At 43.8% G+C, this 19,691-nt stretch carries 14 protein-coding genes; 9 read left to right on the forward strand and 5 right to left on the reverse strand.

The genetic code is table 11. The annotated features are described in order from the left end of the window. Window positions 1–53: 53 nt before the first annotated feature. Window positions 54–1,406, reverse strand: a complete 1,353-nt coding sequence (gene xseA / locus ACZ5O6_RS05720) for an exodeoxyribonuclease VII large subunit (RefSeq protein ID WP_447090867.1) — start codon at window positions 1,404–1,406, stop codon at window positions 54–56. 218 nt (window positions 1,407–1,624) lie between these two features. Here xseA and guaB point away from each other — a divergent pair, with 218 nt between their 5' ends. The 4 genes from guaB to msrA all read left to right on the forward strand — a co-directional run bounded on the left by guaB (window position 1,625) and on the right by msrA (window position 6,823). Continuing rightward, on the forward strand, window positions 1,625–3,091 hold the full coding sequence (gene guaB, locus ACZ5O6_RS05725; protein WP_447090868.1) for an IMP dehydrogenase: 1,467 nt from the start codon (window positions 1,625–1,627) through the stop codon (window positions 3,089–3,091). A gap of 125 nt (window positions 3,092–3,216) precedes the next feature. After that, complete coding sequence (guaA, locus tag ACZ5O6_RS05730; RefSeq protein WP_447090869.1) at window positions 3,217–4,794, forward strand: glutamine-hydrolyzing GMP synthase; 1,578 nt, start codon at window positions 3,217–3,219, stop codon at window positions 4,792–4,794. A 93-nt stretch (window positions 4,795–4,887) separates the two neighbouring features. Further along, the gene (locus tag ACZ5O6_RS05735; RefSeq protein WP_447090870.1) at window positions 4,888–6,090 is read left to right on the forward strand and encodes a cupin domain-containing protein; all 1,203 of its coding nucleotides are present in this window, start codon (window positions 4,888–4,890) and stop codon (window positions 6,088–6,090) included. 121 nt (window positions 6,091–6,211) lie between these two features. Continuing rightward, on the forward strand, window positions 6,212–6,823 hold the full coding sequence (msrA, locus tag ACZ5O6_RS05740) for a peptide-methionine (S)-S-oxide reductase MsrA (protein ID WP_447090871.1): 612 nt from the start codon (window positions 6,212–6,214) through the stop codon (window positions 6,821–6,823). A gap of 1 nt (window position 6,824) precedes the next feature. Here msrA and ACZ5O6_RS05745 read toward each other — a convergent pair whose 3' ends face one another. After that, window positions 6,825–8,831: a M48 family metallopeptidase gene (locus ACZ5O6_RS05745; protein ID WP_447090872.1), complete on the reverse strand. Its 2,007-nt coding sequence runs from the start codon at window positions 8,829–8,831 to the stop codon at window positions 6,825–6,827. A 26-nt stretch (window positions 8,832–8,857) separates the two neighbouring features. Then, window positions 8,858–9,454, reverse strand: a complete 597-nt coding sequence (locus tag ACZ5O6_RS05750) for a LemA family protein (protein ID WP_447090873.1) — start codon at window positions 9,452–9,454, stop codon at window positions 8,858–8,860. Window positions 9,455–9,627: 173 nt separating this feature from the next. Between ACZ5O6_RS05750 and nadA the strand changes: the two genes are divergently transcribed. From nadA to dnaE, 5 genes are all read left to right on the forward strand, one after another. Next, window positions 9,628–10,698, forward strand: coding sequence for a quinolinate synthase NadA (nadA, locus tag ACZ5O6_RS05755; RefSeq protein WP_447090967.1), 1,071 nt, complete (start codon window positions 9,628–9,630; stop codon window positions 10,696–10,698). After that, window positions 10,695–10,934, forward strand: coding sequence for a hypothetical protein (locus ACZ5O6_RS05760; RefSeq protein ID WP_447090874.1), 240 nt, complete (start codon window positions 10,695–10,697; stop codon window positions 10,932–10,934). The genes nadA and ACZ5O6_RS05760 overlap by 4 nt, the downstream gene beginning before the upstream one ends. A 124-nt stretch (window positions 10,935–11,058) precedes the next feature. Continuing rightward, window positions 11,059–11,931 (forward strand): glutathione-dependent disulfide-bond oxidoreductase, encoded by an 873-nt coding sequence (gene yghU / locus ACZ5O6_RS05765; protein ID WP_447090875.1) that lies wholly within the window; start codon window positions 11,059–11,061, stop codon window positions 11,929–11,931. A 51-nt stretch (window positions 11,932–11,982) separates the two neighbouring features. Further along, window positions 11,983–12,600 carry a uracil-DNA glycosylase family protein gene (locus ACZ5O6_RS05770; RefSeq protein ID WP_447090876.1) on the forward strand — a complete coding sequence of 206 codons (618 nt, stop codon included), beginning with the start codon at window positions 11,983–11,985 and terminating at the stop codon, window positions 12,598–12,600. Between the two features lie 194 nt (window positions 12,601–12,794). Continuing rightward, entirely contained in the window at window positions 12,795–16,496 is a 3,702-nt protein-coding gene (dnaE, locus tag ACZ5O6_RS05775; protein ID WP_447090877.1) for a DNA polymerase III subunit alpha, read from the forward strand. A 174-nt stretch (window positions 16,497–16,670) separates the two neighbouring features. Here the strand turns inward: dnaE and ACZ5O6_RS05780 are convergent, their stop codons facing one another. Next, window positions 16,671–18,113 (reverse strand): aldehyde dehydrogenase family protein, encoded by a 1,443-nt coding sequence (locus tag ACZ5O6_RS05780; protein ID WP_447090878.1) that lies wholly within the window; start codon window positions 18,111–18,113, stop codon window positions 16,671–16,673. A gap of 286 nt (window positions 18,114–18,399) precedes the next feature. Then, window positions 18,400–19,686 carry an adenosylmethionine--8-amino-7-oxononanoate transaminase gene (gene bioA / locus ACZ5O6_RS05785; protein ID WP_447090879.1) on the reverse strand — a complete coding sequence of 429 codons (1,287 nt, stop codon included), beginning with the start codon at window positions 19,684–19,686 and terminating at the stop codon, window positions 18,400–18,402. Between the last annotated feature and the right edge of the window lie 5 nt (window positions 19,687–19,691).

Consider the following 19,691-nt stretch of genomic DNA (forward strand, 5'->3'; position numbering starts at 1 on the left):
AAGATTACTTAATATTATGCCAGTTATGATTGATTCATGCGTGTCTTTGTCGGTTACTTTTTGTCGGTTACTTGCGTGACTGTACTAATAACGTGTCCACCGTGTAGTCGTGTTGATAGTGTGTCTCCAATGGTAACTTGCTTGTGTTCCTTGACGATGCAATCGTGGCTAAGATTCCGGGTAATGCTATAACCCCGTGCTAGTACAGTGAGTGGGCTCATTGCATCTAATAATACGGCCTGTTTTGTAAAACGCTGTCGTTTATGCTCGATAAGACGCTTAGCGCTTTTTTCTAGTAACTGGCTCAACTGTTCTAATTGTTTAGACTTTGCGGGCAATAATTTAGTAGGGTGTTGTTGCGCTAGGCGTTTAGTTAAATAATTAATCTGCTCGCTTTTTTTATTTATAGTGCCTTGGACGTTTGAGCGCAATTGTTGCTCATAGTGAGAGAGTCTTTGTTGCTGTTGTCGAATTGCTTGTCCTGGATGGCGTAGCCGTTTTTGTAACGACAATAAGTGATTTTTTTCTTGGGATATTCGCTGAGAATAAGAACGCTCTAACTGTCGTTGGTAGTGGTCTAGTTGTTGCTGTATATCAGTAGTATCGGGCGTGGTTATTTCTGCGCTTACTGACGGTGTTGGGGCACGAACGTCAGCGACAAAATCGGCGATGGTAAAATCTACTTCATGGCCAACAGCACTCACAACAGGAATAGTCGCCTTATGAATCGCTCGTGCTAGCCCTTCATCGTTAAATGCCCATAAATCTTCAAGAGAGCCTCCACCGCGGCTAATAATGAGTACGTCACAATCTGAGTCATTATTGGCTTGATTGACAGCGTTGATTAACTCTTGCGGCGCTTGAGTACCCTGTACGCTGGAGGGAAAGAGGGTGACTAATGCGGATGGATAGCGGCGCTTTAAAACGCTCAGTATATCGTGAATGGCAGCGCCTGTAGGGGAGGTAACTAGCCCGATATGCCGTGGGTAAATCGGCAGTGCTCGTTTGTCTTCTTGTGCAAACAGCCCCTCTTCATTAAGTTTATTTTTGAGTTGTTCATATTGTTGCTGTAGGCGACCATCTCCTGCTGCCTCCATGTGCTCAACGATAAGCTGATATTCTCCCCGCCCTTCGTAAAGACTTACCCTTGCGCGAATAGACACATGTTGTCCAAATTCTGGTGACCAACGCAGGCGTTGATTGGCATTTTTAAACATGGCACAGCGTACTTGCGCTTTTGCATCTTTAAGGGAAAAATACCAATGTCCCGATGTCGGTTTTGCCAAATTAGATATTTCACCCGACACCCAGACTAGGGCTAATTGTGTTTCTAAGAGCTGTTTAGCGCGTCGATTAAGTTGAGATACACTGAGAATAGGGCGGTCATTGAGTTTAGGATCATTCATTTAGCTATTGTAAACGGATTCAAGTGCTTAGCAACCATCGCTAGTGCGATTTAGCGCCTGTTGAGCATTGTATTTAGGCCTTGCAGAGCGATATAATAAGGCGTTTAACTTCTAACGGTTTTATTAGGCTGTTGGGCTCGAGTTTTTGACATCAAAAGTTCAGCTAACCAGTAGCCAATTGCCGTTCACACCAACCCTCCGAGGTTAGACGTTCTTATATGTTACGTATTGTTGAAGAAGCACTCACATTCGATGATGTGCTATTGGTTCCCGGTTATTCTTCTATCACCGCTAAAGACGTGTCGTTAAGTACACAGCTAACGCGCTCAATCCAGCTTAACTTACCCCTTGTAGCAGCTGCGATGGACACTGTTACCGAATCCCGTTTGGCCATTGCGTTGGCGCAAGAGGGTGGTATTGGGATCATTCATAAAAGTATGTCTATTGAACAGCAAGCACAGCAAGTGCGAGCGGTAAAAAAATTCGAAGCGGGTGTTGTGAAAGATCCGATTACGATTGAGTCTAGTGCAACCATTAAAGCGTTGATAACACTGACTAACACCAATAATATCTCCGGTGTTCCTGTGTTAGAGAATGGGAATTTGGTGGGTATTGTCACCGGCCGAGATGTACGTTTTGAAACCAACCTTGATGCGACCGTAGCAAGCATTATGACGAGTAAAGAGCAGTTGGTGACCGTCAAAGAAGGAACCAAACCCGAGGCAGTGCGTGAATTGCTACATAAGCACCGCATCGAAAAAGTGCTAGTGGTGAATGATGATTTCGAATTGCGAGGCTTAATTACCGTTAAAGACATCAATAAAGCCGAAAAATATCCCAGTGCCTGTAAAGATCCAGAAGGTAGTTTGCGCGTGGGCGCTTCGGTCGGCACTAGCCCGGATACAGATGATCGAGTTGCGGCCTTGGTTGATGCTGGCGTTGATGTATTAGTTGTTGATACTGCGCACGGCCATTCCAAAAATGTATTAGATCGCGTTAAAAAGATTAGGCAGTCTTACCCTAATGTACAGGTTATTGGGGGCAATATTGCTACAGCAGCTGCGGCAAAAGCTTTAGTTGAAGCAGGTGCAGATGCGGTTAAAGTGGGTATCGGCCCCGGCTCAATTTGTACTACACGCATTGTTAGTGGCGTGGGTGTTCCACAAATTTCAGCGATAGCGAATGTTGCGGCTGAGTTGTCTGGCACCGGTGTTCCAGTGATTGCCGATGGCGGTATTCGTTTTTCTGGGGATGTAGCTAAAGCGATTGTCGCTGGTGCAAGCTGTGTGATGATGGGTTCTATGTTTGCTGGTACCGAAGAGGCTCCAGGTGAAGTTGAACTATACCAAGGCCGTACGTATAAATCTTATCGTGGTATGGGTTCTTTAGGCGCCATGTCAAAAACGCAAGGCTCCTCGGATCGTTATTTTCAAGAGGGAAGTGCCGTTGAAAAACTTGTCCCTGAAGGCATCGAAGGGCGAGTACCTTACAAAGGGCCTATTTCAGCGATTGTCCATCAGCTAATGGGCGGTTTACGTTCAGCTATGGGCTATACCGGTTCAGTTGATATGGAAACTATGCGTACTAAGCCTGAATTTGTGCGAGTGACCTCTGCGGGTATGGGTGAAAGCCATGTGCATGATGTGCAGATCACAAAAGAAGCACCTAACTATCCTATTCGTTAATGACATTTGATAAAAATCCATAATAAAAACCGCTAGTACCACCATGGCATCTATAGAGTTTTAGCCAGTCGCTAGCGGTTTTTTTGTTTTCCCATTATTTTAATGACACCTGAGAGAAAAGCCCCATGATGCAAGATATTCATGCAGAGCGTATTTTAATTTTAGACTTCGGATCGCAATACACCCAGCTCATCGCCCGTCGCATTAGAGAAATTGGTGTATTTTCTGAAATACGCGCTTTTGATATTACCCTAGAAGAGGTTAAAGCGTTTGCGCCTAAAGGGATTATATTATCGGGTAGTCCAGAATCAGTGACTGAGGGAGAGTCTCCGCGAGCGCCTGATGGTATTTTTGATTTAGGCCTTCCGGTTTTGGGGATTTGTTATGGCATGCAAACCATGTCTGAGCAATTAGGTGGAAAAGTTTCAACATCAAGCGTTCGTGAATTTGGTTATGCGCAAATTAAAGTAGAAGGTGGTGGCGGTATTCTCGCTGATCTACGTGATCACAGCGATGCGGAAGGTAGTGCATTACTCGATGTATGGATGAGCCACGGTGATAAAGTGACTGCTATGCCAGAAGGCTTTGAGTTAATCGCATCAACACCGTCTTGCCCAATTGCGGGTATCGCCAATACAGAGAAAAACCTCTTTGGTATTCAATTCCACCCCGAAGTGACGCATACATTACAGGGCAAGGCGATCTACGAAAAATTTGTTCTTACATTATGTGGCTGTAAAGGTTTATGGACGCCAGCACGCATTGTTGACGATGCCGTGGCTCGTGTTCGTGAACAAGTGGGTACGGATAAAGTCTTATTAGGCTTATCCGGTGGTGTTGACTCATCCGTTGTGGCGGCCTTATTGCATAAAGCTATTGGTGATCAACTGACCTGTGTTTTTGTTGATAACGGCTTGTTGCGTAAAAACGAAGGCGATCAAGTGATGTCTATGTTTGCAGAAAACATGGGTGTAAAAGTCATTCGAGTTGATGCAGAAGAATTGTTTCTATCAAAATTAGCGGGTGTTAGTGACCCTGAACTTAAGCGTAAAGCCATCGGCAATACCTTTATTGAAGTGTTTGATGAGGAGTCAAATAAGTTAGATGGTGTTAAATGGCTAGCTCAGGGTACGATTTATCCCGACGTGATTGAGTCAGCGGCGTCTAAAACGGGTAAAGCGCATGTCATTAAGTCACATCATAATGTGGGTGGGTTGCCTGATGATATGAAAATGGAATTGGTTGAACCGCTACGCGAATTATTTAAAGATGAAGTACGAAAAATTGGCCTAGAGTTAGGCTTGCCTTACGATATGGTTTATCGTCATCCATTCCCAGGCCCTGGATTAGGCGTGCGTATTTTGGGTGAAGTTAAAAAAGAATATGCCGACGTATTGCGTGAAGCCGATGCTATTTTTATCGAAGAATTACACAACGCAGATTGGTATCACAAAACCAGTCAAGCTTTCGTAGTGTTTTTACCGGTTAAATCAGTCGGTGTTGTCGGTGATGCGCGCCGTTATGAATGGGTGGTTAGTTTACGTGCGGTGGAAACCATTGACTTTATGACGGCACGCTGGGCTCATTTACCTTATGAGTTACTAGAAAAAGTGTCTAACCGTATTATTAATGAAGTAGAAAATATTTCTCGTGTGGCCTACGATGTATCTAGTAAGCCGCCTGCAACCATTGAGTGGGAATAGTTTTCGTTTGTTGTAAGTTTAAAAAGCCGAAGCCATGCTTCGGCTTTTTTTATTCCTCGAAAAGAATAAGCTTTGAACGTTTTAGTAGGATAAATGATGAATCCAAATGAGTGCAAGAGTATCAACTCACCCTTGTTTAAACGATTGCCAAAAAAATGTTTTTTATCAGACTATTGGCAACAGAAGCCTTATTTTTTTGAAGGCGTGCTCGCAGATGATATGCCTGTATTAAGTCAAGTTATTAACGGGAATGCATTAGCCGGTATGGCTTGTGAACCTGAAGTGGAATCGCGTCTTATTTTTGGTTATGAGCATCATGCCGATTGGTACTGTGAATACGGAGGGGAAGGAGAGGACAGTAATGCGTTTGATGAAGAACGTTTTGCACAGTTACCGGAAAATAATTGGACGTTGTTAGTGCAAGGTGTCGATCAATGGTATGAAGAAGCTTATCAATTATTGTCATACTTTGATTTTTTACCACAATGGCGTCTAGAAGATATTATGGCGAGTTATGCGCCTGTTGGCGGCGGTGTTGGCCCTCATTTCGATTACTATGATGTTTTTTTGATTCAGGTTTCGGGAGAAAGGCAATGGAAATTAGGGCAGCAGTGTGATGAAAATAGCCCTTTAAAAAAAGGCTCTGAGGTTAAACTTTTACATGACTTTTATGAAGAAGTGACTTACAACGCTAAAGTAGGTGATGTATTGTATATTCCTGCAGGCAAGGCGCATTGGGGAACTGCTTCGTCAGATGATTGTATTACTCTATCGGTAGGATTTAGAGCGCCGTCTCAAAAAGAATTATTAGAGAAAGTGCTAGAAAATTTGCTTGATCATTGCACCGATAATCAACGCTATCAAGACCCTAAAAATACACAAGATGATGTGCCTCACTCCTCGAAAATTACTTCAAGTATGTACCAAAATGTAGAAAAAATGTTGCAACACTTAACACCGGAAGTCATTGAGATGTCTGCGCGCCAAGCATTTGGTATGTTGGTTACAGAGCCAAGGTACCCCGCGCTTGATCACGATGATGAAGATGTTTCCAATTGGCATCGCTTGATTAATGATCACTTTCATACAGAGGGGAGTATTGAATTTGATATTCCAGTATCAACGCGTATTGCATTCTCAGCTTCGCATTTGTTCGTCAATGCTCATTGTTATACGGTACAAGAGTCTTTCTCACAATCTTTAAGTGAAGCCTGTATCCCTGTGTCAATAATTGGGGAAGAGGAAAAAAGAATTATCATTGAGTTACTTGAAAACGGAGATATTACTCTGTCATAACTATCTGAGTTGAACCCATTAACTGCATGGCTGTCATAAAAGAGTCAGTGATATGAAATAACTATTGATTCCATGGTTATTTATTTATTTTTCTTTGATCCACACCTAATGTAAACATTGTATGGTTGATATCTTTATGCGCTATCTATTAAGCACGCTGTTTTTTGTATTTTCATTGTCTTCTTTTGCTAACGAACAAACTCTAATCGTTGCTGGTGGTTGTTTTTGGTGTGTAGAATCTGATTACGAAAAATACCCGGGAGTACTTTCTGCAGAGTCAGGTTATATTAATGGCACGACAAAACATCCAACCTATAGGCAGGTCGCGAGTAAAAAAACGGGGCATTACGAAGCGGTAAAAATTACTTATAACAGTCAGCAAGTATCGCTAGAGCAGTTACTAGATTACTTTTGGCGTACCATTGATCCAACCGATGATAACGGTCAATTTTGCGATAAGGGCTCTCCTTACAAAACGGGTTTGTTTTATCAAAATGCTGAGCAGAAACAACAATTTGAGCAATCGCTAGCCAAACTCAATAAAGAAAAGCCTTTTGCAGAAAAAATAGTAACCCCGATACTTGCCGCCGATATTTTTTATCTTGCCGAAGAATATCATCAAGATTTTTATAAAAAGAGTAGTCTACGATATAAATACTATCGTGCATCTTGTGGAAGAGATTCACGTATTAAAGACTTATGGGGCGAGGTAGTATCTAAGCAATACCATTAAATTACGATCCAGTAGATGGCGTGGCGTAGAGCGGTGGTACAGGGCAGTCAATCGTGTCAGCTATTGCTCTAAATAACTCAGCTTCTGCAATGGTGACTTTCTTATCAGCTTTGATACAAGTTTGTATCGCCCTTAATAAAATCGATTTTTTTAAGGGTTTTAATTGACTTAACTCATCCAGTGACTTGTCCATGGCTTTTAATGAATATCCACCTAATAGTGATAATTTAGGTAGCTGAAGAATTTTCTTTCCCTCATTAAATGCTCGGCTAGGCGAGGTGTTATTCCCCATATAAACAATGGCGCTGAGCAAGACGGCAATGGACTGTGAGCATTGTTGAAGTGACCGATTCTCTTTGTATTTTTTTTCTAACAGGTTGTAGCGGGTAATACGGTAAAGACACCATTCGAATAGTTCTATTTTTTTATCGGCCTTAATCAAACCGGCAAGATGTGTAATATAAGCGTTAGCTTGTGGTTTCGATAACAGTTTGAGTGCTGGCATACTTAGCTCTATAACGGGTAAACGGTATTCACACGTTAATTGCTGGGTAATCTTTGCCAATAGCTTTACTTCACCAAACAGCGTTGGTGATAGTTGAGCATTTAAGTAATCCATTTGTGCTTGTCGCTCATTCGTTTTTTTGCTGAAGAGTAGCGTGTAAATAAGTGCCTGAGCAGAAAATGGTTCGTGGGCAGCCTCAATAACTTTTGAAGGCAAGTGGGCGAGTAAGTTATTTGTATTGTGAAGCGTTTGCGCGTTTGATTCACCTATGTAATTAATTACGGAGTCATCAAAGGCAATAGACTCGTCTAGTGTTTCACTATGCACACGCCTATCGACGGCTGTTGAAAAATGACTGCTAGTCGCATAAGACGAGCTCGCTGCCAGTGATGACTTTTCGCCTATCTCTATTTCGCTTTGCCTTGTCTCAATGGATCGCTCTAGCGTAGGGAATTGACCATTCCATTGTGGCTCTATACGTTGAATTCTATCGGCAAGTGGCGGGTGTGTTGCCATCAGAGCATTAAAGCGATGTTGTATACTTTGACCAAAGAAGAGGTGGCTAAATTCTGCGGCATTGGCGCTATCGATAATTGCGCCTTTATGGCATGCCCCGATCTTTTTTAATGCACCACTAATACCCAAGGGGTTTCGAGTAAATTGCACTGCCGAGGCATCGGCCAGAAACTCACGTTGTCGACTAACAGCGGCCTTAATCATATTGCCGAAAAATGTTCCGCCATAGCCAATGGCGACAAAGGCCAGACCTAACGCGACTTGTTTTCCGCTTTTATGACTTCTCGATCGGTGGCTATGATATCGATTGTGTCTGTAGCCAACTGACCCTCTAACAATCATACTGCCAATTAAGCCTATCACCAAAATACCATGCAAACAGGCGATTAAGCGCATATTGAGACGCATATCACCATTGTGGATATGGCTAAACTCATGGGCCATAACGCCCTGAAGTTCATCACGGTCGAGCAATTCAATACAGCCTTGTGTGACACCGATAACGGCATCGCGTCGCGATAAACCTGCGGCAAATGCATTAATACTGTCGTCGTCGATAAGATAAACCGACGGTACCGGATTGCCTGAAGCTAAAGCCATTTCTTCGACGGTATTGAGTATTTTTCTCTCAGAGGTATTTGCTGTATTGGGTAAAATTAAGCGTCCACCCAGTGATTCTGCTACATATTTTCCGCCTTTAGACAGTTGTATCAACTTATGAAGAGAGCCCAATATGACCACGCTAACTACACCACTAACAATCCATAACAACATTTTCGATTGTAATAGATTGAAAAAGTGCTCGACGATAGGCGTATGATAAGCCTGATAGGCGCTAACGCTTGTTGTGTGCGTTTGAGCGAAATATAAGAATAGGCCAATAACGGCAATGGTAATTGCAATTAAAGTAAGCACTGCGCCAATGAGTAAAGTAACGAGTAAAACGGTCTTTTTTCTGGCGCTATCTTGGTGCTCAAAAAAATTCATAAGCGTCGTCTACTATTATCTACCGACTAAAACTTAATACTGGGTGCAGCTTGGATTTGAGCGCTATCTTCAAATTCTAATAACTCAGCATCTTGACCATGCCCAAAAAAATTCGCAAAGAAGACAGGAGGAAAACTTTGGCGATAAGTATTGTATTCCGTTACAAAATCATTAAACCCTTGGCGAGCAAAGGATACTTTGTTTTCGGTACTGGTTAACTCTTCCGACAGTTGCACCATGTTTTGGCTAGCTTTCAAGTCAGGATAGGCTTCCATAACAATATTGAGCCCGCCTAGCGCATTACCTAAAGTGCTTTCTGCTCCAGCGAGCTTATTCATTGCGGCTGTGTTGCCCGGATCTTTAGCGGCGGCCTTTAAGCCTGCAGCAGCGGTATTTCTTGCATTAATAACAGCTTCTAGAGTGTCTTTTTCGTGTTTTAAATAGCCTTTTGCGGTTTCGACAAGGTTAGGAATTAAATCGTACCGGCGTTTAAGCTGTACTTCTATCTGAGAGAAACCATTTTCATAACGGTTACGAAGCGAAACTAAACGGTTATAGATACCAACAATGTAAACTACAAGAAGACCAAGAATAACAAGGGTAATAATCGTAGATAGAGACATGCATTTGTCCTTATTTGTCATGAAGAGTTGAAATAGTGTATCCGCTATCGTGTTTGATGCCAACAATATGCGATGAATGCGCACATAATCTCGCATCCTCTTGTTATTATTGATAAAATACGCCGCATCTGTATAAACTCTTAAAAGCCACGATAAAATGTATTTGTATGTCTATGTCATCTCTAATTAGTGATTTACAACCAGTTCCTGCTCAAATGGATAAAACGCGTAAATTGGTGCAGCAACATCTTGCCAGTGTTGCACCAATAACGCCTTATAGTGAGGCAGAAATTGCAGAGTATAAAGAGCGTATTAGATCATTGCTTATCGCGCAAAACGCTACGATTGTTGCACATTATTATACTGATCCTGTGATTCAGGCATTGGCTGAAGAAACAGGTGGGTGTGTGGCTGATTCACTAGAAATGGCGCGTTTTGGAAAGCAGCATACAGCGGATACACTTATTGTTGCCGGTGTGAAATTTATGGGGGAAACGGCAAAAATACTGACACCCGAAAAGCGTGTATTAATGCCAACGATTGAGGCGACATGTTCGCTAGACTTGGGCTGCCCAGTTGATGAGTTTTCTGATTTTTGTGATCAACATCCTGATAGGGAAGTTGTGGTTTATGCTAATACATCAGCCGCTGTTAAGGCGAGAGCCGATTGGGTTGTCACCTCAAGCATTGCTTTACAAGTTGTGGAGCATTTAGATAGCGAAGGCAAAAAAATAATATGGGCCCCCGATAAGCACCTTGGAAATTATGTGCAGCGTGAAACAGGTGCTGATATGCTGCTTTGGGATGGTGCATGTATTGTGCACGAGGAATTTAAAGCAAAAGGTATTCTTGATCTAAAAGCGGTATATCCTGATGCATTGGTATTGGTTCACCCTGAGTCTCCGCAAAGTGTTGTAGAAATTGCGGATGTTGTAGGGTCGACGTCACAATTAATTAACGCGTCGCAAACGTCATCGCAACAACAATTTATTGTTGCTACTGATCAAGGCATTTTTTATAAAATGCAGCAATTAAGTCCGCAAAAGCAGTTTTATATAGCACCTACCGGCGGTAGCGGTGCAACCTGTCGTAGTTGTGCTAATTGCCCTTGGATGGCAATGAATAGTTTAGAAAAAATTGCTCAGGCTTTAGAGAATGGTGGCGATGAAATTCACGTTGATAGTGATCTAGGTGAGCGTGCAATGCGTCCACTTAAGCGAATGCTATCATTTACGGCTTCATGACCAACATTTTTTCGTGTTACTGGATTTTAAAGCGTTGCTTAATTATTTTTTCTATAGCAGCGCTGTTACTACTCACTGCTTTTTCAGTACACGCAACTGACCTACCGGTTAAAAAAAGTAAAAGCGGTATTTGCCATGAAATAGGCAGTACCTATTATTCTCGTACTAAAAAATATACCGCTTCCCCCTCAATGCAAGCCTGCCTAGAAAGCGGAGGCCTTAGGCCTAAGCGATAATTTTTTACTTGCACTCATAGCTATTCCTTATTTTCTGTGTGTTATTCGCTAGAGTTTTGATGAAATTATTGATCATAGTTGTTGTCTACTGTGGCGAATATTTTTACACAATAAAAGGCTTATTATGAGTGATCAATCAAAATACACACCCCCTAAAATATGGCGATGGAATAAAGACAATGGTGGCAGTTGGTCTAGTACGAATAGGCCTATCGCTGGAGCCACTCACGAACAATCGCTACCCGAAGGTAAGCATGGCCTACAGCTTTACTCAATGGCAACGCCTAATGGGGTAAAAGTAACGGTGATGTTGGAAGAGCTATTGGCGCTTGGTATTAGTGAAGCAGAGTACGATGCTTACATGATACGTATCGGGGAGGGTGATCAATTTGGTAGTGGCTTTGTTGATATCAATCCTAATTCAAAGATACCTGCGTTGCTTGATAAGCGTGTTGACGGTGAGCCGCAACGCGTATTTGAGTCTGGAGCGATCTTGTTATATTTAGCCGAAAAGTTTGATGCGTTGCTGCCTAAAGAGCGCGCGGCACGAACAGAGTGTTTGTCATGGTTATTTTGGCAAATGGGCAGCGCGCCTTATTTGGGGGGTGGTTTTGGGCATTTTTATGCTTATGCGCCGAGTAAAATGGAATACCCAATTGACCGCTTTACGATGGAAGTCAAGCGTCAGCTAGACGTACTTGATAGACACCTTTCTGATAAAACCTATATGTGCGGTGAAGAGTACACCATTGCGGATATTGCGATTTGGCCTTGGTACGGTAATTTACTTTTAGGTGTTCTATACGATGCCGCAGAATTTTTGGAGGTTGAGAGTTACCAACACGTCACTCGTTGGGCGAAACATATACAAGCGAGGCCAGCAGTACAACGGGGCAGGATGGTCAACCGGGCATGGGGTGAATTGAGTGAGCAGCTTCACGAGAGGCATGATGCATCTGACTTTACGTTAAAAACAGCGGATAAAATGGATGGCTAAATTCATCATGCGCAATAAGTTCATATTTCTAACTGTTTCTTTAGTGGCTACATGAGCACGGAAAAAGAACTTGTCGATCAAACGTTAATAGCGGCCTCATCGCTCAAGGCAGACATAAGTGCTTGTAAGGTCTGTACCGATTTACCACAGGGTATTCGGCCTGTTGTACAGTTTTCTTCAGCGTCGAAAATCTTGTTGGTTGGCCAAGCGCCCGGGCGAAAAGTGCATGAAACGGGCATTCCATTTGATGACGCCAGCGGTGATCGTCTGCGAGAATGGCTGGGTGTGAGCCGTGAGGTATTTTATGATGATCAGCAAATTGCGATTGTGCCTATGGGCTTTTGTTATCCGGGTACCGGTAAACACGGTGACTTTCCACCGCGAACAGAGTGTGTCGCTACTTGGCGTGAGCGTGTTTTATCGCGACTGGCACAAGTGCAGTTGACTGTTGTTATTGGTCGCTATGCATTGGACTATCACTTACCAACCGAAAAAGCTCTTAGCGTTACTGACGCGGTGAAGCAGTGGGCTCACCATTGGCCCAACCATATCCCTTTGCCGCATCCTAGCCCTAGAAATAATCGTTGGTTGAAAAATAATCCTTGGTTTTCTGAGGAGGTTATCTCTCAGCTACAAGCGCGTGTTAAGGATGTTTTATCTCCGCAGTAAAGGTCTATCAATTATTGTCTAATATTTAGCCTTCGAACTAGCCTGAGTGTCCAATATGAGTTTAGGCTGTTCATATATTCATGTCTTATAAGTAATGGGATCGCAATCGTTATCGGTATGAATTAATAGAAGAGTCTTACGCGAATATTGGTTACAATCAGCCTCCTTTTTCCTCATAAAAATAATCTTCATTTATGTCTGATTCTGCTCCTGATTTTGTTCACCTCCGCCTGCATACTGAGTTTTCTTTGGTCGACGGTACATTACGCATTAAGCCCTTAGTGGCTAAAGTGGCTGAAATGGGGATGCCAGCCGTTGGCATTAGCGATGTGTGTAACTTTTATGGGTTGATTAAATTTTATAGCGCCGCTCAAAATGCCGGTGTTAAACCGATTATCGGTGCTGATTTTTGGGTAAGAGCTAACGACGATAAAGAAAATAGTGATAAGCCAACACTCATTACCTTGTTAGCGATGAACCACACGGGCTATCGCAATATTATCGTGCTTATTTCTCGTGCCTTTCAGGAAGGGCAATATCATGGTGACCCCTATGTTTTACGCGAATGGATTAGCGAATGTAATGAGGGTGTGATTGCGCTGTCAGGTGGGCGCCACGGTGATGTCGGGACTGCGCTACTATCTGATCATAATGATGAAGCCCGTGATTATTTAGCCTCTTGGCTGCAAGATTTCCCTAGCCGCTTTTATATCGAGCTGCAACGCACGGGCAGAGAAAATGAAGAAAATTACTTACATGCTGCTGTGGCATTGGCGAGTGAGCAACAAGTGCCCGTTGTTGCGACTAATGATGTCCGCTTTTTAACGGCCAATGACTTTGAAGCCCATGAATCGCGCGTGTGTATTGGGGAGGGCAGAACCCTAGATGATCCTCGTAGAGAACATCGTTATAGTGATCAGCAGTATTTGCGAACACCTGCAGAAATGGCCGAGCTGTTTAATGATATACCTCAAGCGCTCGCAAATACTTTGGAAATTGCCAAGCGTTGCAGTGTTGATATTGAGCTGGGCAATTATTACCTGCCTGACTATCCCATCCCTGATAACTTTTCCAAAGACCCATTCTTTGAAACACATTACCCGTACACAACACTCGAAGGCTTTGCGCAGCAAGCCATGGAAGAAAAATGGGCCACTCGTAAAGACACGCCAGAATATGCGGCAATGGTTGAAACGAATGTATTCTTCCAAAAAATTTCCTATGAAGGGCTATTTGAACGTCTAGAAACCATTCTTGATAAGGGCGCGGATGATTATAAAGAGAAAAAGCAGCCGTATCTTGACCGCCTGCGTTTTGAACTCGACATCATTATGCAAATGGGTTTTCCCGGTTACTTTTTGATCGTAATGGATTTTATTCAATGGGCAAAAGAGCATGATATTCCCGTTGGCCCTGGGCGGGGGTCGGGTGCAGGCTCACTAGTGGCTTACGCACAAAAAATTACTGATCTTGACCCTCTAGAATATGATTTGCTATTCGAACGATTCTTAAACCCTGAACGGGTATCCATGCCTGACTTTGATATTGATTTTTGTATGGATAATCGTGATCAGGTTATCAAATATGTGTCGGATACCTATGGTAAAGATGCGGTATCGCAAATTATTACCTTTGGTACGATGGCAGCAAAAGCGGTAGTGCGAGATGTCGCTCGCGTGCAAGGTAAGTCTTATGGTTTAGCGGATAAACTATCAAAAATGATTCCGATGGATGTCGGTATTACGCTGCAAAAAGCCTTCGATCAAGAAGAGCCTTTGCGAGAGTTTTTGGACGGCGATGAAGAAGCGCAAGAAATCTGGGAAATGTCGCTCAAGCTAGAAGGCATTACGCGAAATGTCGGCAAACATGCCGGGGGTGTTGTTATTGCACCGACCAAGCTGACGGACTTTTCACCCTTATTTTGTGATGAAACCGGTAAAGGCTTGGTGACGCAGTATGATAAAAACGATGTAGAGTCCGCAGGTCTCGTTAAGTTTGATTTCTTGGGTTTGCGGACGCTGACAATCATTGATTGGGCCGTGAAAATGGTGAATGCCACGCGCCAGAAAAGTGGTGAAGCCCCCTTAGATATTGCTTTTATTCCACTTGATGATATTGCCACGTATAAAATGCTAAAAACGGCTGAAACAACGGCGGTTTTTCAGTTGGAATCGCGCGGAATGAAGGATCTGATTAAGCGCTTACAGCCCGATGATATCGAAGATCTTACTGCATTAGTGGCATTGTTTCGTCCGGGGCCTCTGCAATCAGGCATGGTTGATGACTTTATTAACCGTAAGCATGGTCGCGCAGAAGTGGCATATCCCGATGCCAAATATCAGCACGAAAAACTTAAACCCATCCTTGCACCCACCTACGGCGTTATTGTTTATCAAGAGCAGGTAATGCAAATTGCGCAAGAGCTAGCAGGATACACTTTAGGCGGCGCGGATATGCTTCGTCGTGCAATGGGTAAGAAAAAACCAGAAGAAATGGCCAAGCAGCGCGAGGTCTTTGAAAGTGGCGCAAAAGAGCAGGGGATTGACCCTGATCTTGCGATTAAGATTTTTGATTTGGTAGAAAAGTTTGCCGGTTACGGCTTTAACAAATCTCACTCTGCGGCTTATGCGGTAGTGTCTTACCAAACAGCATGGTTAAAAACCCATTACCCTGCGCAATTTATGGCGGCCACCATGTCTTCGGATATGGATAAAACCGAGAAGGTCGTCACCTTCGTTGAAGAATGTCGTTCGATGAAATTGAATTTGCTGCCACCCGATGTCAACCAAGGGGCATTTCAATTTACGGTCGATCAAGATGACAATATTATTTATGGGCTGGGTGCGATTAAAGGGCTGGGCGAAGGGCCGGTCGATAATATTATTGAGGCACGTCAGGCTGGCGGTCCCTTTAAACATTTGTTTGATTTTTGTTCGAGAATTGATTCACGTAAAGTGAATAAGCGCGCGTTAGAAGCCTTAGTTCGTAGCGGTTCTTTTGATACGATTGGCCCCGATGGGGATAACTCTGAGCGCGATTTAGATATGACCCGTGCTATCTTGCTTGCGGCTTTGCCCGAAGCGGTAAAAACCGCCGAGCAACAACAAGCCAATAGCAACGCAGGCATGGTTGATCTCTTTGGTGATACTTTACCCGGTCAAGGCAGCGATGATAGCGATCCTTATATCGACTTTTATCGTACTCGACGCTGGACCATGAAAGAACGCTTAAACGGGGAAAACGAAACGATTGGCTTGTATCTTACAGGTCATCCGATTGACGAATATGAAGATGAAATTAAGCACCTTGTTTCTTCTCGTATTAGTCGGTTAGTGGCGGATAAAAAGTCGATTAAGATTGCCGGGCTGGTTATTGCAATGCGCGTCATGAAAACCAAGCGCGGTGATACGATGGGGTTTATTACCTTAGATGATCGCACGGGTCGTATGGAAGTTGCCGTTTTTGCTGATACGTATAATGAGTATCGCGAAAAATTAGTGAAAGATGCATTGCTGATTGTAGAAGGCCAGGTCAGTCATGATGATTACAGCGGTGGTCTCAAAATGCGCGCTGATAAAGTCACTCCCTTGGCTGATGCGCGACAGGCTCAACTCCGTTCAATACAGTTGCATTGGCATAGCTGCGACCTTGATACGCAATGTACTCGCAGGTTAGCAGAAATTCTTGAGCACTATCGTGTTGCTGAAACATCTCAGGCTGATGACGAGAAAAAAGATAAGCAAGGTTGTCGAGTCATCGTTAATTATCAGCGTGCTGATGCTAGTGCGAGCATCCAATTGAGTGAAATGTGGCGAGTACAACCCGCCGACGATTTGATGCTGAAACTGCGGCATGAATACGGCAGTAAAAGTTTGACCTTAGGGTATGATCGCTAGATTCTGCGTATTGTACTAGCTCGAAAAGATACTGAATCAAGTTCAGTATAACGGCGTTTGATGATTATTTAACTTTTTTGAGGTTATCATCTCCTTCTCAAACCTCTCACTCAAAAAAGCGTCACACCGGACTTGATCCGGTGCATCAATATGTTAAATACCTTTCATCACTCGCTAAGGTAATGAAGGTGAACGAATCACGGCAAGTTTAGTCACTTGCATCTCTTCGTAGGTATAAGGAATACCGCCTATCCCGTGGCCGGAATGCTTTAGCCCTGCAAATGGCATCCAATCAACACGAAAGGCTGTGTGGTTGTTTATCATGACCGCGGCAGCATCTATTTGGTGGTAGATATGTAGTGCCTTATCAATGTTCTTAGTAAATAAAGCCGCTTGAAAAGAGAACATGAGCGAATTGGCTTCGGTAATGGCGTCGTTCACATCATCGTAACTGTACACACAAATGACCGGGCCAAAGACTTCTGTTTTACTAATAGTACAGTCCTTTGGCGGGTCGAGAAGTACTGTTGCTTCATAGCAATTATTGTCTAGGCGGTTACCACCACAGATCACTTTAGCGCCGGCCTGAATCGCTTCTTGTACCCACTGATCAATGCGATCTACTTCACGTGAATTAATAAGGGGGCCAATTTCAGTGTCGGCAGAGGTCGGATCGCCAATAGTCATGGCGCTTCCTAAGGTCGCTAAGCGATTAGCCACGTCTTCTGCGATACTGCTATGGGCGAATACCCGTTGTACTGATACACACACTTGGCCCGCGTGATAAAACCCACCTTTGGCAAGCAGTGGTGCAGCATCGTCGATATCGGCATCGGCTTCAATAATCACAGGTGCAACACCGCCATGCTCTAAAGCGCAACGCACACCTGGTGCTAATTTTGATTTCAGCATCCAGCCAACAGCGGCGCTACCAATAAAGCTAAAAAAGCCCACGCGCTCATCAGTCACTAATGCTGTCGCTGTACTGCTGGAGTCAGTGACAATGGCTTGTCCATATTCAGCCGGTAAACCGGCTTCATGTAAAATGCTGACAAACCGTAAACAGCTAATTGGGGTTGCGCCAGCGGGTTTAACAATAAAAGGGCAGCCAGAGGCGAGAGCAGGGCACACTTGATGAACAATAAGATTAAGTGGGTGATTAAAAGCACTAACAGCGACTACAACGCCAATAGGTTCATGGCGCGTAAACGCAAGATGGCCTTCTGAAGCAGCATTAATACCCATGGGGATTTCAGTACCGGCATCAGTGCGAATGCATTCAATACAGTTAAGTACACCATCGATGGCGCGATTAACTTCCACAATAGAGTCGTTAAGCGGCTTACCGCCTTCACGAGCAGATTCGACAGCGAGCTCATCAAAGCGCTCACGCATAATGGCGGCTGTTTTTTCTAAAATGTCGATACGCTTTACTTTTGAGAGCCAGCGGCTGCGATCGCGATAAATAGCATAAGCGGTTTCTAAAGCATGTTTAGCTCCTAAAGGATCTACCGTTGAAACGGTGCCAATAACGGTGCCATCGTAAGGGGAGGTAATGTCTTTATGGTGACCAGAATCATGTAAACCGGCCACGAGTGATGGGTAGTGTTGGCTCATAAGAACTCCTATTGAGGTGTTTAACGGTGCTTATAGATTATATTTTTCACTTTAAAACATCATTGTAAGATTTTGAAAAGTATAGCTATTTTAATTTATTTGTTGGCTTTTTATTTCGCGCTATCCCCATGGTAGTTCAGTTCTTTGCTGCAATGCAACAAAAAGCCATAAAATTCTTTATTACTCGATATACCAAAAGCCTTAGTTACGTGTCTTTATGGCTGTGATGTCGCGCCTCAGTGTTAAATGATAAATCGGTTAAGTTAGTATGATCATCCCCCAAAACTCAGTCTGCCAATGCTTTAACCACTGCCGACACGCCTTTGGTTAAAGTAGTTATTTCCTCTTGCTGGGTAATAAAAGGCGGCATGAGATAGATAAGCCGCCCGAAAGGTCTTACCCAAATACCTTGTTCAACGAGTAAAGGTTGAATAGTGCTCATATCGACGGGCGCGTTGAGCTCAACGACGCCAATAGCGCCTAAGCAGCGCACATCGCTCACGTGTGAATAAGTCGATAGTGGGGAAAGCTCTCTTTTTAATTGATTTTCAATTGCTTGCACTCTTGAAGCCCAAGGAGTGCTCAAGAGTAAATCGATACTGGCATTAGCCACGGCGCAGGCCAAGGGGTTACCCATAAAGGTGGGGCCATGCATCAGCACGCCGGCTTCTCCTTGGCAGATGACTTTACTCACATTGTCTGTGCAAAGTGTGGCAGCCAATGTCATCATGCCCCCGGTAATTGATTTTCCCAAACAGAGAATGTCGGGGCTAATGTTGGCATGTTCACAGGCAAAGAGTTTGCCGGTACGCCCAAAGCCGGTAGCAATTTCATCGGCAATTAAAAGTAGGTCGTATTGGTCGCAGAGTGTTCGCACTTCTTCTAAGTATCGTGGAGAGTAGAAGCGCATACCGCCCGCACCTTGCACTATGGGCTCTAAAATAACGGCGGCTAACTCGTCGTGATGATCGATGATTTGTTGTTTAATATCCTCACCGTAGTGACTTTCCCACGGTTCATCAAAACCACATTGAGGGGCCTCGGTAAAATATTGTGGTAATACCGCACCGCTAAATAAGTGATGCATACCTGTTTGGGGATCGCAAACCGACATGGTCGCAAAGGTATCACCGTGGTAGCCATTGCGTAATGATAAAAAGCGTTTTTTGTTTTTACTGCCTTGTGATTGCCAATATTGCAGCGCCATTTTCATGGCGACTTCAACCGCAACTGAACCGGAGTCGACAAAAAAAACTTTATTGAGTGCGGGCGGGGTGAGAGCGACGAGTTTTTTGCCTAGTTCGATAGCGGGCTCATGAGTCAAACCACCAAACATGATATGGCTCATTTTTTGCGTTTGGTCAATGATGGCCTGATTGAGCACGGGATGGTTATAGCCGTGCAGTGCACACCACCATGAAGACATGCCGTCGACGAGTGTTCGCCCATCTTCAAGATGAATATGAACGCCCTGAGCGCTACTGACCGCAAATACAGGGCCTGGGTGTGTTATTGATGAGTAGGGGTGCCAGATATGTTGCCGGTCAAACTCAAGATCTATGGTGTTACTCACTCACT

It is taken from the genome of Eionea flava (assembly GCF_055393785.1).

Coding starts and splice junctions, on each gene's coding strand:
- xseA (WP_447090867.1), bottom strand. CDS start 1,406: ATGAATGATCCTAAACTCAATGACCGCCCTATTCTCAGTGTATCTCAA.
- guaB (WP_447090868.1), top strand. CDS start 1,625: ATGTTACGTATTGTTGAAGAAGCACTCACATTCGATGATGTGCTATTG.
- guaA (WP_447090869.1), top strand. CDS start 3,217: ATGATGCAAGATATTCATGCAGAGCGTATTTTAATTTTAGACTTCGGA.
- ACZ5O6_RS05735 (WP_447090870.1), top strand. CDS start 4,888: ATGATGAATCCAAATGAGTGCAAGAGTATCAACTCACCCTTGTTTAAA.
- msrA (WP_447090871.1), top strand. CDS start 6,212: ATGGTTGATATCTTTATGCGCTATCTATTAAGCACGCTGTTTTTTGTA.
- ACZ5O6_RS05745 (WP_447090872.1), bottom strand. CDS start 8,831: ATGAATTTTTTTGAGCACCAAGATAGCGCCAGAAAAAAGACCGTTTTA.
- ACZ5O6_RS05750 (WP_447090873.1), bottom strand. CDS start 9,454: ATGTCTCTATCTACGATTATTACCCTTGTTATTCTTGGTCTTCTTGTA.
- nadA (WP_447090967.1), top strand. CDS start 9,628: ATGTCATCTCTAATTAGTGATTTACAACCAGTTCCTGCTCAAATGGAT.
- ACZ5O6_RS05760 (WP_447090874.1), top strand. CDS start 10,695: ATGACCAACATTTTTTCGTGTTACTGGATTTTAAAGCGTTGCTTAATT.
- yghU (WP_447090875.1), top strand. CDS start 11,059: ATGAGTGATCAATCAAAATACACACCCCCTAAAATATGGCGATGGAAT.
- ACZ5O6_RS05770 (WP_447090876.1), top strand. CDS start 11,983: ATGAGCACGGAAAAAGAACTTGTCGATCAAACGTTAATAGCGGCCTCA.
- dnaE (WP_447090877.1), top strand. CDS start 12,795: ATGTCTGATTCTGCTCCTGATTTTGTTCACCTCCGCCTGCATACTGAG.
- ACZ5O6_RS05780 (WP_447090878.1), bottom strand. CDS start 18,113: ATGAGCCAACACTACCCATCACTCGTGGCCGGTTTACATGATTCTGGT.